This is a genomic window from Candidatus Pelagibacter sp. PS_06 (assembly GCF_059418045.1).
The window spans coordinates 121,195-136,756 of the sequence record NZ_CM182078.1 but is presented as its reverse complement, the minus strand read 5'-3'; the positions used below and the strand labels follow the sequence as shown (position 1 = coordinate 136,756).

The following is a 15,562-nucleotide window of genomic DNA, read 5'->3' as shown; positions in this document are numbered from 1 at the left end:
AACTCTTTCACTTTCAAAGCTGATATTAATGTTTAAATTATTTATTTCATTTTATACATTTTAATTTCTCTTCAACTTTTTGAATATCCTCTGTAACATCTATTGCTAGACTACCAGGTTTGGTTTCTACCATAAATACAGTTTTGTCTAATTCTAAAAATCTTAATATTTCAATATCTTCAGATTGTTCTATTATACTTTTGCGACCGAATTTTCTAAACAAGTCTAACTCATTTTTCGTAAAAGCATAAATGCAAACTTGTTTTTTATATGAATTAGGAGAAAATTTTTTTTCTTTAAAACCAGGTAATGCTAATCTTGAAATATAAATAAGCTCGTTTTTTTCATTTGTAATAACTTTAGGGATGTTTAGATTGTGCGGGTCTTCTGAGTCCGAAATCCAGCAAAAACCATTTATTACTTGATCCATTCGAGATATTTTAGTATCTCTGATTTTAATTATATCTTTTGGATCAACTAAAGGTTCATCTCCTTGTACATTTAAATAAATATCATAATCAATTTGTTGTGCTGCTTCTGCTAGTCGATCAGTTCCTGTCAATGCATCCTTACTTGTAATTAATGCTTGAAATTCAGCTTTTTTAACTTCATCAGCTATACGACTATCTTCAGTTGCCACATAAACATTTGGTTTTCCAACTGCTCTAGCAGAAAGTTCTGCAACCCATAAAATCATCGATTTTCCGTTAAGTGGCACTAATGGCTTGCCGGGAAATCTAGAGGATGAATATCGTGCAGGAATTATAATACAAGAGCGCATATATTTAGAGAGCATACAAACTTTGACTAGATAAACCTTTAAAACGAGTTGGTGTAATTGAAATAAGTGAATTTTTATATCCAGTTTTAGAAAAATCACGTAATATTTTTTCTACCTCATCATTTCTTGGGTCACCATTCGGATAACCATCAAAACCTGCCAATAAAATTCTTTTCATTTTACCACTTACACAAACAGCTAATGCATAGGAAAGAACAAGAGAATTAGGAATTACACAGCTTTTGTCGAAAAATTCAAATAAATCAGAGGAAATTTTAATTCCAAAATCTAGAAGTTTTTTTTTACCAAGCTCTTTTTTCAACTTTTCTGGAAGCATTGATGCTGGAGTAATTAAAGGTTGAGGTAAAATTGAGTGAGTCTCAGCATCTGCCAATAGTCTAACAGGATGGCATGCAATATTTAGATCAATTAAATTTAGGTCTATTGTGTTATTAACATTTAAAGCAATAACCAAAGGTTTTTTTTGTTTTATATAACTCTCAAGTGATTTACGATGTGAAGCTATACCTTGCCCTGCTCCTAAAATTAAAACATCGCGACCATTAATCATTGAAATAGGTGCCCAATTACCTCCAGGTTTTCCATAATAAAACTGTGAAGCTAAATCAAGATTGTTTAAATCAAATTTTTTACCTCCCTCTTTACGAAGATAATTTATTACTCCAATAATATCTTCTTCATCATAACGTTTATCACTTAACATGACTTGGATGTAAGTAGGATGAATACCATATTTTCCTGATAAGTAATAATATGGATTTGTTCCCCAGCCTAATTTTATTTTTAATGGTGCAAAATAATTTTCTATTATAGACATGAGGGGTACAAAATTTATTTTGGTATCATAAATTGATTCTAATTCAATAACTAGCTCCTCAGTTCTTGCATTACCAGGACCTCGGCCCATTCCTGTTATAGTAGAGTCTAGCCAATTAACACCCATGGAATGTGCGTGAAGTGTATTTGTAAGAGCTTGTCCCATATTGTCATGAGTGTGTATTCCTATATTACCATTCCAGTTTTTTTTAATTGATTTAATTACACGAGATGTATCATCTTTATTCATGCTGCCCATACTATCTGCAAAATACAAAACATCTATTTGAGATTTATTTATTGCTTTAGTAAGTTTCTCTAATTCCTTAATACTTTTATCAGCAATCTGCATTAAATTTATGCCTACTATGTATCCTTTTTTTTTTAATAAATTTGATGCATTAATTGCGTTGGGTATTTCATGAAAGTGACAAGCTAAACGAACTAAGCTAACGGGTGAGTCTTTTGAATCTCTTGGAAAAAGTTTATTAATCGCGTCTTTCCAACCTAAATCGGTATAAAGATCAGAGCCATTTATCATAACACCAATAGTTAGAGACTCTGGAATAACTAAATCTTCAATATACTCATCTGTTGTAAATGCACAAGGACCCTTAAATCCCTCATTTTTTAAAAACCTAAAACCAATCTCAACTATATCAATTTTTGCAGCCCTCATTGCACTTAAATATTTATTAATTAATGAATGTGAAAAGTCCCAAGAATTGTAATAACCTCCGTCACGTAAAGTACAATCAAGCAATTTTGGTTTTTTTGAGTAAAAATTCATATTATTGATTTTTTAATTTGAATTTATTATGTAATGATTAATTATAGTAATTTAAGGCTTAATTAAAGTATTTACTTTTTATGTATAAATTAGACAATTTTTATTTAAATAAATTACTTTTATAATTTTGAATTTGGATCAAATACACAATTAACATATAAAAAATATAAATTAATACACTTAAAATTAGGCCAAAAGCTATCATTTTAAGTAAAAAAATTCTTTTATTTATTTTATTTTCTTCTATGATTTGAATATCGTTTTTTAAATTTATAGATGAAATAAAAGAGTCATAATTAAATTTCTCATTATTAATTTCATCAAGCAACTCCATAGCTAATTTTATTTTTTGTTCAACTTTTGTTATTGAGTATAAAGCATTATAATATTCATTATAATAAAGCTTTTCAATTTTTGGGGAATCATCTTTTTTTAGATATTTTTTAATTGTTTCATCTAAAACGTCGAATTCAAAATTCAAATCATAAATTGTTTTTTCTATGTAATGTCTAATTATACTCTCCATTTCTTTTGAGGTTTCTAATTTTACATAGTTATAATAATCTATTAAAAACTTTTTACCGTTAAAATAAATTGGATAATCTATGATAAATGAATGTTTTTCGATATATTTAGTTTTACCAGCAGTTATAAATACTTCGGGCCGATAAGTTTTGGGATCTAAATTTTTATCAAATAAAAATTTTTTGTATTCTTTATTTTTAGTTAAATCATTTATAAAATCTTCTAAAAAATGAAGTGTCGTAATTTTATCATCAAGTAGAGACTGATGAAATTTTACTAATTTTAAATCATTATGTTTGTAGATAGCTAAAAAATCATAATCAGAATATATTTTAAATGATGGACTTCTAACAATTATTTTGTCTTGTTTTCTAAGTTCACTTTTAAAAAAAGTTAAACTTATAGTTACAAAAATAAAAGTGCCAATAAGTGTAACTAAAATAATTTGATATCTTCTATTTAATATAAAAAAAATAAATTCTAAAATATCAACCTCAAAATCAATTTTTTTTTTTTCATTTCGAATAACTTATATCAATAAATATAAATATACTACTAAATTAATTTAGTTTAATTATTAAATTTACTTGGATGTTATAAATTTGTTTTTTTAACTTTTGATTAACAATTCGAATATCTAAAAAAATATTTATTACAGTTTAAATTTTTTATAGGTTGATTAGTTATATCAGGAAAATAATAAATGATAGTCACAAGATTAAATATAAATAAAGTATTAATGGATATGGATTAAAAGAAAATAAAGATTTGAAATTTAAAAAAAACTATTCTAGGAAAGACATTTATCCAACTCATCAATAGAAACATTCCATTCTGGATTTTTAGGTTCTTTAACCTCATATCTATTTTTTATATCTTTACTAGAAAAATTAAATTTATTTGATGTTGTTGTGGCCAGGACGCATTCATATTTTACATCAAATTCATTAGCCAATAAAAAAAAAACATCTTTATCCTCTTCATTTAGAGAAAAAATTTCTATCAATTTTTTTGGTCGTTGAATAAACATTAAACGTAATATTCCACTACCAAAAGTGGCAAGGAAATTCTCTGCTAAATAAAAGTTTTTTGCACTTTCTAATAAATTAAGATTTATCAAGGGTGTTTCAAAATATTGATTTTTAACAATATTTTCTTTAACCGAACCATAATTAGATATTCTTCTATTCTTTTCATTTTGGCGAAACAAACATATATTTTTATGATTATGATTATTTAAATCTAAATTGATAAAATTTGATTGTAATCTTTTTCTAGCCCACCTTCTGGCTTTTGGATCAAATTCCATATTTCTGGAATGTAAGTTTCTTAACGAAGAAATTATAATTTCACCTACTCTTAATCCATCTTTTTTGAAAATAAATAAATCATCTTTTTTATATCCCATAAGTTTTAATGACTCTATTTGCCATTCTTTTGGATTTTGATTTATTATTAAAGGGCACGATATATTAAATTTTGAAAATATTCCTTCAATTCCTCGAAGTTGAGGTATTTGTTCACCTAACCAATGACCAAACACTGGTTCTGGCTCAGAAGATTTTTTAGAAAAAATATCTTTTTTCATTCCTCGACATATTAAATGTGCTGCAATTTTTAAAAAATTTTTTTTTTCATCAAACCTTGGAAATATAGCTAAAAAATATTGTTTTAAAAAACGTAGTATACCAATTTGAAGAACTGTGATTAATAGCGCTCTACTTAGCCATCTTTTAGAAATGGGCTCTAGTATAACCTGCCCGTATCTTGTAAAAGGAATCCCAAACGGGCCAATTAATCTTATATCATTAATTTTTATTCCAAAAAAACAATCAGTTTTTTTAACACCATAAGAATTTTTAAATCTTCTTTTTGCCAAAAATTGATCTGGCTCTTGAATTGTAGTTTCATATTCGTCCTCAACAATACAAATTGTATTGTTTTGTCTTCCAATTTTAATTAAATCTTCTCTTTCTATTTTTGGTAAAATTAATGTAAATAATTTTACTGACATATTGATTATGGATATTTTCAATTTATTTAAGAGCACTTTTTACTATCCTAGATTATATAAAAATTTATAAAATATCAGCTATTTGCAACATTCTTTAATTAAATATTATTTTTTCTAGACAATAAACCAAAAAAAAAATATGTCTTATGAAATATGAAAATTTGTATCACTGGTGCTGGTATTTCAGGATTAACAACAGCTAGAATTTTAGCAGAAAATTCCTATAGTGTGGACATATTTGAAAAAGAAAATCAAATAGGTGGAAATCTATTAGAACACACGATTGATGGCACTCTTGTTCATCTTCACGGTCCACATATATTTCATACAAATTCAGAGGAGATATGGAAATTTGTAAATCGTTTTACAAAATTTGCCCCATATTTTCATCATGTACGAGGTTTTGTGATGGGAAAATCTGTGCCAATACCTTTCAATTTTGAATCTATTGAAATTTTATTTGGAGTCGAAAAAGCAAAATTTTTTCGAGAAAAATTAATTAATTTATATGGATTTGGACAAAATATTAACATTGCAAAAATGTTAGATGCTGAAGATATTGATATAAAGTTTTTAGGTAAGTTTATTTTCCAAAATATATTCAAGGGCTACTCAGAAAAGCAATGGGGGATTCCTATTGAAGATATTAATCCAACTGTTCTTGCTCGAGTACCTGTTAATTTAAGTTATGATAGTAGATACTTTACTGACAAATATCAAGGAATTCCCGAAAACGGTTATCTTAATATGCTCAAAAATATTGCTAATCATAAAAATATTAACTTGATGCTTAATAAAAATATATCAAAAAAAGATATTTATGATAAGTATGATTATATTTTTTTGTCTTCACCAATTGATGAATTTTTTGATTTTGAACACGGTGAGTTATCTTATAGGTCTCTTAAGTTTAAAAAAATATCTCCTGAATTAAACTTAGATCGACATGAAAATACTATAACAAACAATTTTCCTAATGAATTTGATTTTACAAGAATAACAAAATACGGACTTATTAAAAAACAAACTAATCAGCCAATATATATTGCTGAGTATCCTGAAGAATTTAAGCTAGGCAAAAATCATAGATATTATCCAATTGTCAATGAATTAACTAGCGAATTAAACTCAAGATATCAGGAGCAGGCTAAAAAAATGAATATTATACCTATTGGTAGGCTAGGTAGATATCAATATTTGAATATGGACCAGGCAGTTGGTTCTGCTCTTTCTAAGGTAAAAGAGTTTCTAAAAAAAAATCTTAATAAACTGATAGTCAATTAAGTTTACTTAAATAAGATGAGATTATTTTTTTATCCTAAATGCTCTTGAATAATACTTTCCTACTTCTGTTTTTACATAATATTGAATATCATCAAGATAATTTTGGCTAGATGCCTCTAAACATTTGAAAATAAATCTCATGACATTCACATGAGAATTTGGTTGTTTAATCGTCTTACATCTTTTTGGAACTTTATGAGCATAAAAAACATTATTAACTAGATCGTTTATATATAAATTTAATTCATTATTATTTTTTTTATTTTTAAAGCTCCACCCATGATCACCAAGTACAATAACTATATCTTTATCTTTATTTAAGGAAATACTATTATCCCAATCTATGAAAGTATTAAAAACACATGAATAATTATGAGAATAGTTTTTTTTTGTATTATCAAAATGTCCATTATTCACTGAAATTGTTTCATTGGTAATTTCATTACAATTTTCATCAAGATTAAATGGATCATGTGGTTTCATGACATGTATTAAGTAAAAATTTTTTTTTAAGGTTAAATTAGTTCTATTTTTAAAATCATCAGGGCGTTTTAAAAAGTTATAGGCACTAACAAAAGATGTATTTTTTGATAAGTAATTATCAAAGAATTTTTTAAATAAGTGATTCTCATAGAGTTTTTTTATTTTTAATAAATATTTATGCAATTGTTTGTTAGCATTAGCTTTAAATTGATACTTACATATATTAAAATATTTAGTTTGTTTTTGATCACAAAATCCCCACTCATTTCCTATCCAAAATAAATTCAGATTTAAATTATTTACAATTTGATAAAAATTATTTTCTTCATTATTCATAAAATGTGGAAAATATTTTTTTCTATCTAAAGATATCTCTGATTTTTCAGTTAATATATAATCACTATAAAGTAATGATTTTATAGAGACCTGAGTTGCGTTATAATTCGATTTAAAAAATTTATTATAAATATAATCATTTTCTATAAGTTTATTATGAAATTGCTTACTTGATTTAATTATATTTTCGCTTTCAGCTTTTTCTAAATTCATCATTCCATCCAGTATTATCATATATACATTTGCTGACTTAGAGATTTCTGGAGTAATTATTTCGTTTAAATTAAACGAATTAGTATTTTGCTTCGTATTTTTATTATAATAACTTAAAACATTAAAATTATAAAATCCATAAATAAAATTTATCAACAAAAAAAATAAAAAAAAGTTATTAGTTTTCCTTTTAAAATTTTTTAAAAAGAAAAAAATAAATAAATATAAAATAAAAAAAAATAGCAATACAAAATAATCTAATGGGATATTTGTGATATTACTTATTATGGTTACTTTACTATTCTTTAAATTTTCATAAAAAAATAAAAAAAAGAAAATTACAAAATTTGTTATTAAAAAATTAGTAAAAACTAATTTTTTTTTTGTAAAAAAAAAAATAAAAGAACTAAGTGTAAATATAATTATTAATATAAAAGAATGAGTTAGAAATATTTCAATTAAATCTTGTTTTGAATATTGACCAAAATTAAATCCATTAAGATGGATTATTATAGGTAAAAATGCAAAACCAAAAATTATAATTAACTCTTTAAAATAATTTAATCTTACCACAAATTATTTATTTTTTTTTTAAATTTAAGAAAAAATTCCTTAATTTTAATTTTAATTTTTGAAAAAAATATTGAAATCGTTGCAAGAGCACCTATGATTGCTTGAATAATTATTCCACCAGTACCTGGATCAATATACGCAAAAGCATTTTGTGGATAAAAAATAAAAAAAAGTAGAAGTAATTTCATTATTGTTCTTATCATTTAATTATAGATTTTACCATTTAATTTATAATGTATTAAAAATCTTTTGTTTTGTTTTATTTCTAAAATAGATAAAATTTTGAAATTTTTTTGATTACAAATAGAAATCAAGTTTTTTAATGAATAATCAATATACACATCTGCTTTCCCATCTAAAAGTAATTGAAATTTTTCATCTTTTTTTTCAATAAACTCAATTATTCCTTCATCTGCAATTGAAAAAATGAAATTTAAAATTTTTTCAAGTGGTATGTTCTCTGTAACTCTTAAATGATGAACTATAGCTAGAGATAGACAAGCGTCTAATTTTCTTGAAAAAAGTTTATTATTATTAATAATTTCTTTAGCTAAATTCTTTACAAAAAAAACATTATTTGACGAAACTCCTAAAGATTTTTTATAGCAATTATTAATACATTCGTGATCTATATCACACCCTATTAGATTTTTCTTATTTGAAGATAAAAATAAAAATGTTCCATCATTACATCCAAGGTCAATAATGTTTTTAAATAAAGGATTTTGTAAAAAAGTTCTTATCGTTTCTTTCTTGTTAATAAAATCTGTTTCATCATAGGGTAAAAATTCATCGTAACTAGACCATTCACCTTTTTGTTTTTCTTTTATGCTTAAATTTTTAATAATTTTTTTTAAAGATCTAAGAATGTATATATATTTTTCTTTTGAAAAATTTTTTTGGGGGGCTAATTTTTTATTTAATATTGCTTTGTTTTTTAAAAAAGAGGGCAATGTTACGTGTAGAAATATTGAGGGTTTAAATTTATGAAAAATATTGAGCAACCTATTTAAATCTTTCGTAAAAATTCCATAAAAATTTTCTTTATACCAATTGTTATAATCTACAGATAAATATGATTTTAATATAAGGGGGTTTAAAAACTCTTGATAAAATTGCATTTGCCCAAGCCAATAATTTCCATCCTCATATTTTTTAAGAGATAAAATATCTATAAAAACAGGTCTGTTTTTATAAAAAATAATATTTTTTGCAGAAGCATCTTTGAGACAATAACCATTTGAGAGTAAATCAATTTCTAAATCTAGATGAAATTGAGCGGCATCTTTTAGTTGGTCAAAGGACCAATCAAAGGGATTTGAATAAAAATCAATTTTTCTATGTATAACTATTTTATCTTTTTCACTTATATCTTTATAAATTTTATGAAAATTATTTTTAATCAATTTAAAATTATTAATTTTTTTTTCAAAGAGAAGTTTCTTAAAAAAATCGCTTTGAAATATTTTTAAATATTCGTCATAAGAATTTGATTTTATGCATCTAAAAATTTTATTCTCATAAGAGAAAACAAATCCATCTGGATCTTTGTAAGACTGAATAATTTTACTCATATTTTTATTTTTTTTTAATTAAATATAATATACTGTTAGTATAATTTAAGATTAATATTATATCATGAAAATTTTAATTCATATACCGTCGAATGTTTTTACTGGTGGTAGTGAAGCCTTACATCAATTGTGTGACGCACTCAGTGAAGATTTTGAGACTTATGTCTGTTATTTTAATGACTCTGGTTGTGATATACCTAAAAAGTTTAAAATTTATAATGTAAAAAAATCTGATTATTTTGATAACCCAAAAACAATCCATATTGTACCAGAAACCGCTATAAAATATTTTTATGATAAGATATCTAAAGGTGTCAAAGTTATTTACTGGCTTTCAGTTGATAACTATCTTGGTTTAAAAGATTATAATCCTTTTTTTAAAATTTTAAGATATTTAAAAACTTTTAAAAAAAGACTTTCAGTTAATAAGCTAAATAATTGCTATCACTTGTCACAAAGTGAATATTCTAGTTTATTTTTAAAGAAGAAAGGAATTTCAAGCTATTTTATTGGTGATTATACAAGAGATGATTATTTTAATGTAGACATCAAACATTCAAACAAACAAAACATAATAATTTATAATCCAAGAAAGGGGTTTCGTTTTACAAAAAAAATTATAGATCAATGTAAATATAAATTTATTCCGCTTAAGAATATGAGTAACAATGAGATAATTGAATTAATGAAAATATCAAAAATATATATAGATTTTGGAAGATTTCCTGGAAAAGATAGAATTCCAAGAGAGGCCGTATTATTAGACAATATTATAATAATTGGAAAAAGAGGTGCTGGAATAAATGAGATTGATTTTCCAATACCTGAAAACTTTAAAATAAATACTAACAATTTTAATTTTCAAAAAACAGCTATCGAGGCAATTAGAAGTTCACTTGATAATTACTCTAATGAAATAAATAAATTTGAAAAGTTTAAAAATATAATAAATCTAGAGCAAAATAGTTTTAGATCTAAAACAAAAGCTTCAATTAAAGATATAATTAGTAAATTTCAATAAATTTTTTTGTAAAAAAATTTTTTTTGAAAATTTACTTAATCTAATAATTTGGGACACCTAAAACAACTATTGGATCGGTTAAATTATCTGGTCTTGCTCCAAATCTTAGTAAATCACGATGACCATACTCATCAGCTATTTGCTCAGCTAATTGCCTAACTGTAATGGGGACTCCTGAACAAATATTAATTGGGCCTTGTTTTCCACTTAGAGCTATTTCTGTAATTATTTGTCCAACTATTGATACATTTAAAAAATCTCGAACTTGTTTTCCACTGGATAATTCCGCTACCAAACCTTTCGAAAGCTGTTTATGAATATAAGGAACAAGTCTTCTATCATCCTCACCTTCTCCATAAATATAAAATAGTCTACACCAAGTAAATTCTATGGATTTTGTAGAAAGCAATTGAGATAAAAATGTGTATAACCCAGCTTTAGCCGCTGCATATGGAGATGATGGTTTTAATGGCGTATCTACGGATAAACGACCTACATCAAGATCGTACTCAAAACAAGTGCCAATACCTACAAAACGTTTCACACCTGAATTAATCGCACCTTTAGCTAAATTCAATGATCCTTTTAAACATTCTGTATTTTTTGAGGATAATAAATATTTTCCAGGCTCAGAATACCAAGCAAGGTGTATAATTGTATCAATATTTTTGCATTGCTCATTCCACCAATCAACACTCTCTTCAAATAGATCGTTAGTTGTAACTATTTCTATTCTAGAATCTATATCATCTAAAAAACTTTTTTTATCATTTCTAACAATTATGCGTACTTCCTTTTTTTTTTCCAATAACTTTGAGAGAACCTGCCTTCCAACAAATCCTGTAGCACCAGTAATCAAAAATTTATTACTCATTATCTTTTAATTTTATTGGTGAGATTTTATTTAAAATATTACCATTTTTATCTTTATCTGAAATAATTTTGGGTATTATTGGCCAATTAATATCGACGGTTTCATCATTCCACATCAAAGTACCTTCCAAATTCGGTGTATAAAACTCAGATACTAAATATAATATTTCTGTATTTGACTGAAGAGAAACAAAACCATGAGCAAAACCTTTTGGAACATACATCATTGTCCGATTTTCATCAGATAGTTCTGCACCAAACCATTTTCCATATGTCTCAGAGTCTTTACGTAAGTCTACAACAACATCCCATATAGCTCCTTTTAAACATCTAACTAATTTAATTTCTGCACTTGGTTCTTTTTGATAGTGCAAACCCCTAAGTGTTCCTAATTGTTTGCTTGCAGAAGTATTAATTTGAACCCACTTGGTATTCAATCCTTGATCCATAAATTCTTTTTCACAAAAATACCGAGCAAAAAATCCTCTGTCATCCTCTTTCTTTTCTAAATTAATTAAAAAATTACCTTTTAAGATTGTAGAATCAAATTTCATAAATATTTTTTAAAAAACTAAATTTAAACTTTCCAGCGTAGATTTTTGTCTACCATGTTATTTTTTAAGTAATTTCGCAAAATATTAAGCCTTATTAAAGAAGAATTACGAAATTCTTTATCATTAAAATTTAATTTTAACAAACCCTCTTTTAACCGATTAATTGATTTTTCAAGAGAAATAATTGGTTGAAAATCTGGTGCTAATTTTTCAAACATTGAAAAATCTACAGAATAGGATCTTTTATCTGGTAAAGCATCTTTATTAATTGAAATTTTTGTTTTTGGAATTATTGAAACAACGGTTTCAGCAATCTCCTTTACTTGATAATTGCTAGAGCTTTTTCCTGCGTTAATTGCTAAATATTGTCCTCCATTATTTTTTTTCCTTGTTATTGCCCAAGCGATTGCTCTGGACATATCTTCAACATCAATTAATGGGCGCCAAGGGGTTCCATCACTTAGAACTGTAATTTTACCTGAAGAAATTGCACATGCTACAAAGTCATTAAGAACTAAATCTAAACGAAGCCTATCAGACCATCCACATGCTGTAGCAAATCGTAAACTAGTAAAATTCATATCACCTAGTTTTATATTTTTTATATCCTCTTCAGTACCTATCTTTGAGTGTGCATAGGCAGTCAAAGGGTTTGTTTTGTCGCTTTCTTTTTTTGCAGCACCTTGTGCTTGACCATACATTGAGCAACTAGATGCAAACACAAAATTTTTTACACCATTTTTAATTGCTAATTTTGCTAATCTTATACTGGCATGTCTATTTATATCTTGAGTTACATCCTCAAATTCCTTACCAATTGGGTCATTTGAAACCCCAGCAAGATGAACAATCGCATCTACCCCATTAAGCATTGATTGACTAATATCTCTGACATCTCCAAAGTATTGAGTAGTAATTGTCTTTTCAGGAATAAAATCAGTGCCAGTTAATAAGTGTCCAAAAAAACCTGTATCATATCCAATCAACTGAATTTCTGGATATGTTTTTTTTAAATATTTGGTTAAGGTTGAACCAACGTAACCCATGTTGCCAGTTATGAATACTTTCATTACATTTTTATTTATTTTAATATCAATATTTTTCATAAAATTTTCAGTTACATTAAGTTACCATTTTTTCCATGGAGCTTTACCATTATCCCATAAATTATTGAGTATTTTTTTTTCTCTTAAAGTGTCCATTGGTTGCCAAAATCCATTATGTTTAAATGCACATAATTCGTTTTTTTCAGCAAGAATATTCAAAGGGTCAGACTCCCAAGATGTTTTATCATCTTTGATATAGTCAATAACATCAGGATTTAAAACAAAAAAACCTCCATTAATCCAACTTCCGTCTCCATCTGGTTTTTCTTGAAAACTGTCTACTAAATCGTTAATTCCAAACTTTATAGCACCATATCGTCCAGGTGGACGGGTTGCTGTAACTGTCGCTAACTTTCCGTGTTTTAAATGAAATTTAATTAAATCAGAAATATTAATGTCGCTAACTCCATCACCATATGTAAAACAAAATGCTTTGTCTCCTTTAACATAATCTCGAACTCTCTTTAAACGACCACCTGTCATAGTTTTTTCTCCAGTATCAACCAGAGAAACTTTCCAAGGCTCAGCATTATTTCTATCAATATCCAATCTATTGTCTTTTAATTGAAAAGTAACATTTGATTGATGTAAAAAATAATTTTGAAAATATTGTTTGATTAAATAACCTTTGTAACCACAACAAATAATGAACTCATTTATTCCATGTGCTGAATAAATTTTCATTATATGCCAAAGAATAGGTTTGCCTCCAATCTCTACCAACGGTTTTGGTTTTAGATCTGTTTCTTCAGATAACCGAGTTCCATATCCACCTGCTAGAATAATTGCTTTCATAAATTATTAATTTTTAAATTATCTGATTATCTTTATTACGTATGCTAATTATATCACTAAATTTTCCTTGTTCTACAACTTTACCGTTTTCAAGTTTAAAAATAGTATCACAAAATTTAACTGTGTTTAAACGATGAGCAATTATTATAATAGTTATATCTTCAACCAGATTATTTACTGCATCCATTACTGCTTGTTCAGTTTCATTATCTAATGCACTTGTTGCCTCATCTAAAATTAGGATTTTTGGATTTCTATATAAAGCACGTGCAATTCCTATACGTTGTCGCTGTCCACCTGACAGTCTAACCCCACGTTCTCCAATTTTAGTTTCATATTGTTTAGGCAATTCATTAACAATAAAATTATGTAAATTTGCAGTTTTAGCAGCTTTAATAATATTTTTTTGATCTATGTTTTCTGGTAACACTCCAAAAGCAATGTTAGAAGCAACACTAGCATCTGATAAATAGATATGTTGCGGAACATAACCAATTGATTGCTGCCAAGATCTTAAATTTTCTTCTGTTATAATTTTTCCATCAACCTCTAAAGTACCTTTTTGAGCTTGAAGAAGACCCAAAATAATATCAGCAATCGTAGTTTTACCACTACCAGTAGTGCCAACTATTCCAACAATTGTTTTTGCTGTAATTTTCATATTTATATCTTTTAAAGCTGACAATGAGGAATGAGGATAATTGTAATGAATATCTTTTAAAACAATTGTTTTGCTTAAAGGCATAACTGATTGATTTTCATATTTGCTTCTAGATCTTAAATTTTTGAGATCGTCATATATCTTATCAAGAGAAGGTCCCACAAAAGTAATTTTAGTAAAAGATCCATAAATTTGTTGCAGAGCTGGCATTATGCGATATCCCGCAAAAACATATAGGCTAATGACTGGTAAAGCTTTATTAAAATTACCTGTCGCAGATATGATATAAAGCATGATAAGTAAAATACCCCCAAACGCAATAGCCTCTAAAACGAAACGAGGAATTTGACTTGTAATAATTGAAGCAGCTTGGCTTTTAGCAAAAATTTTTGCAGAGTTTGAGAAATTAACAACGTATTTATTCTCTAATCCTCCAATTTTTATTTCCTTTATGGCTCCAAAAGCTTCACTAACTGCTTTAAATCTTAACTTATTATTTTTTAAACTTTTCTCTCCAATATATTTAAGAAATTTTCGAACAAAAATATAAACTAGTCCATACGAAACAGTCAGCGTTAGACCGACAATCAGTGCAAGTTTTGGATCAACTATTATTAATAGTGTTATGATTGCTATTGCTGCCACACTCTTGCTAATTAAATCTATAAATGGTTTTATACCGTTATTCATTATTTGTTGAACTTCTGATAAAATAGTTTTTCCAAAATCAGCACTGTGACGAGATAAAAACCAACTATAAGGTTGATTTAAAGATCTTTCAAATATTTGTTTACCAATACTATATTCTCGCAATTGTATAAATTGAACCTGGATATAAGCAACAATAGCTTTAAAAGTAAGTGAAACAATTAATAATATAAATACAAGAACTCCTAATGCAAATATAAACTGTTGATCATTTTTTACTCCAAAAATATCTGAAGCTTTAAACAAATAATTTAAAAAAATATTTGTCTCAATAAGGCTTGGATTTGTGAGAACTGCTATAAAGGGTAAGATGGAAGCTACTCCAATCATATCCAATAATGCCATTATAACAACAATAAAAAGCAAAAAAATTGCATTTTTTTTTTCTTGATAACTTAGTAAAGACAATAATTTTTTTAATGATTTCATTCTGT

The 15,562-nt window shown here is 26.3% G+C and carries 14 protein-coding genes; 2 read left to right on the top strand and 12 right to left on the bottom strand.

The genetic code is table 11. The annotated features are described in order from the left end of the window. Positions 1-46 precede the first annotated feature (46 nt). The 4 genes from AC5SLZ_RS00685 to AC5SLZ_RS00670 form a co-directional block, all read right to left on the bottom strand. Positions 47-781 (bottom strand): 3-deoxy-manno-octulosonate cytidylyltransferase, encoded by a 735-nt coding sequence (locus tag AC5SLZ_RS00685; protein WP_494616214.1) that lies wholly within the window; start codon positions 779-781, stop codon positions 47-49. A gap of 4 nt (positions 782-785) precedes the next feature. Further along, positions 786-2,408, bottom strand: a complete 1,623-nt coding sequence (locus AC5SLZ_RS00680; RefSeq protein WP_494615719.1) for an aldolase catalytic domain-containing protein — start codon at positions 2,406-2,408, stop codon at positions 786-788. Between the two features lie 100 nt (positions 2,409-2,508). Continuing rightward, on the bottom strand, positions 2,509-2,934 hold the full coding sequence (locus tag AC5SLZ_RS00675) for a hypothetical protein (RefSeq protein WP_494615717.1): 426 nt from the start codon (positions 2,932-2,934) through the stop codon (positions 2,509-2,511). 789 nt (positions 2,935-3,723) lie between these two features. Beyond that, positions 3,724-4,947: a glycosyltransferase 61 family protein gene (locus AC5SLZ_RS00670; protein ID WP_494615715.1), complete on the bottom strand. Its 1,224-nt coding sequence runs from the start codon at positions 4,945-4,947 to the stop codon at positions 3,724-3,726. Between the two features lie 153 nt (positions 4,948-5,100). Between AC5SLZ_RS00670 and glf the strand changes: the two genes are divergently transcribed. After that, positions 5,101-6,231 (top strand): UDP-galactopyranose mutase, encoded by a 1,131-nt coding sequence (glf, locus tag AC5SLZ_RS00665; protein WP_494615713.1) that lies wholly within the window; start codon positions 5,101-5,103, stop codon positions 6,229-6,231. 21 nt (positions 6,232-6,252) lie between these two features. Here glf and AC5SLZ_RS00660 read toward each other — a convergent pair whose 3' ends face one another. The 3 genes from AC5SLZ_RS00660 to AC5SLZ_RS00650 form a co-directional block, all read right to left on the bottom strand. Beyond that, complete coding sequence (locus AC5SLZ_RS00660) at positions 6,253-7,284, bottom strand: hypothetical protein (protein WP_494615712.1); 1,032 nt, start codon at positions 7,282-7,284, stop codon at positions 6,253-6,255. Positions 7,285-7,829: 545 nt separating this feature from the next. Further along, positions 7,830-8,024, bottom strand: coding sequence for a hypothetical protein (locus AC5SLZ_RS00655; RefSeq protein ID WP_494615710.1), 195 nt, complete (start codon positions 8,022-8,024; stop codon positions 7,830-7,832). Positions 8,025-8,039: 15 nt separating this feature from the next. Further along, complete coding sequence (locus AC5SLZ_RS00650; protein ID WP_494615709.1) at positions 8,040-9,410, bottom strand: hypothetical protein; 1,371 nt, start codon at positions 9,408-9,410, stop codon at positions 8,040-8,042. A gap of 64 nt (positions 9,411-9,474) precedes the next feature. Here AC5SLZ_RS00650 and AC5SLZ_RS00645 point away from each other — a divergent pair, with 64 nt between their 5' ends. Beyond that, on the top strand, positions 9,475-10,431 hold the full coding sequence (locus AC5SLZ_RS00645; RefSeq protein ID WP_494615707.1) for a hypothetical protein: 957 nt from the start codon (positions 9,475-9,477) through the stop codon (positions 10,429-10,431). A 40-nt stretch (positions 10,432-10,471) separates the two neighbouring features. On the opposite strand, the gene AC5SLZ_RS00640 is transcribed toward AC5SLZ_RS00645, so the two are convergent. Genes AC5SLZ_RS00640 through AC5SLZ_RS00620 form a run of 5 tightly spaced genes read right to left on the bottom strand, consistent with a single transcriptional unit; the run spans position 10,472 to position 15,557 of the window. Continuing rightward, positions 10,472-11,305: an NAD-dependent epimerase/dehydratase family protein gene (locus tag AC5SLZ_RS00640; protein ID WP_494615706.1), complete on the bottom strand. Its 834-nt coding sequence runs from the start codon at positions 11,303-11,305 to the stop codon at positions 10,472-10,474. After that, positions 11,298-11,858, bottom strand: a complete 561-nt coding sequence (gene rfbC / locus AC5SLZ_RS00635; protein WP_494615704.1) for a dTDP-4-dehydrorhamnose 3,5-epimerase — start codon at positions 11,856-11,858, stop codon at positions 11,298-11,300. The genes AC5SLZ_RS00640 and rfbC overlap by 8 nt, the downstream gene beginning before the upstream one ends. 23 nt (positions 11,859-11,881) lie before the next feature. After that, positions 11,882-12,964, bottom strand: a complete 1,083-nt coding sequence (locus AC5SLZ_RS00630) for an NAD-dependent epimerase/dehydratase family protein (RefSeq protein ID WP_494615703.1) — start codon at positions 12,962-12,964, stop codon at positions 11,882-11,884. Between the two features lie 21 nt (positions 12,965-12,985). Continuing rightward, entirely contained in the window at positions 12,986-13,759 is a 774-nt protein-coding gene (gene rfbF / locus AC5SLZ_RS00625; protein WP_494615702.1) for a glucose-1-phosphate cytidylyltransferase, read from the bottom strand. A 13-nt stretch (positions 13,760-13,772) separates the two neighbouring features. Then, a complete protein-coding gene (locus AC5SLZ_RS00620; protein WP_494615700.1) occupies positions 13,773-15,557 on the bottom strand; it encodes an ABC transporter ATP-binding protein in 1,785 nt (594 codons plus the stop codon). Between the last annotated feature and the right edge of the window lie 5 nt (positions 15,558-15,562).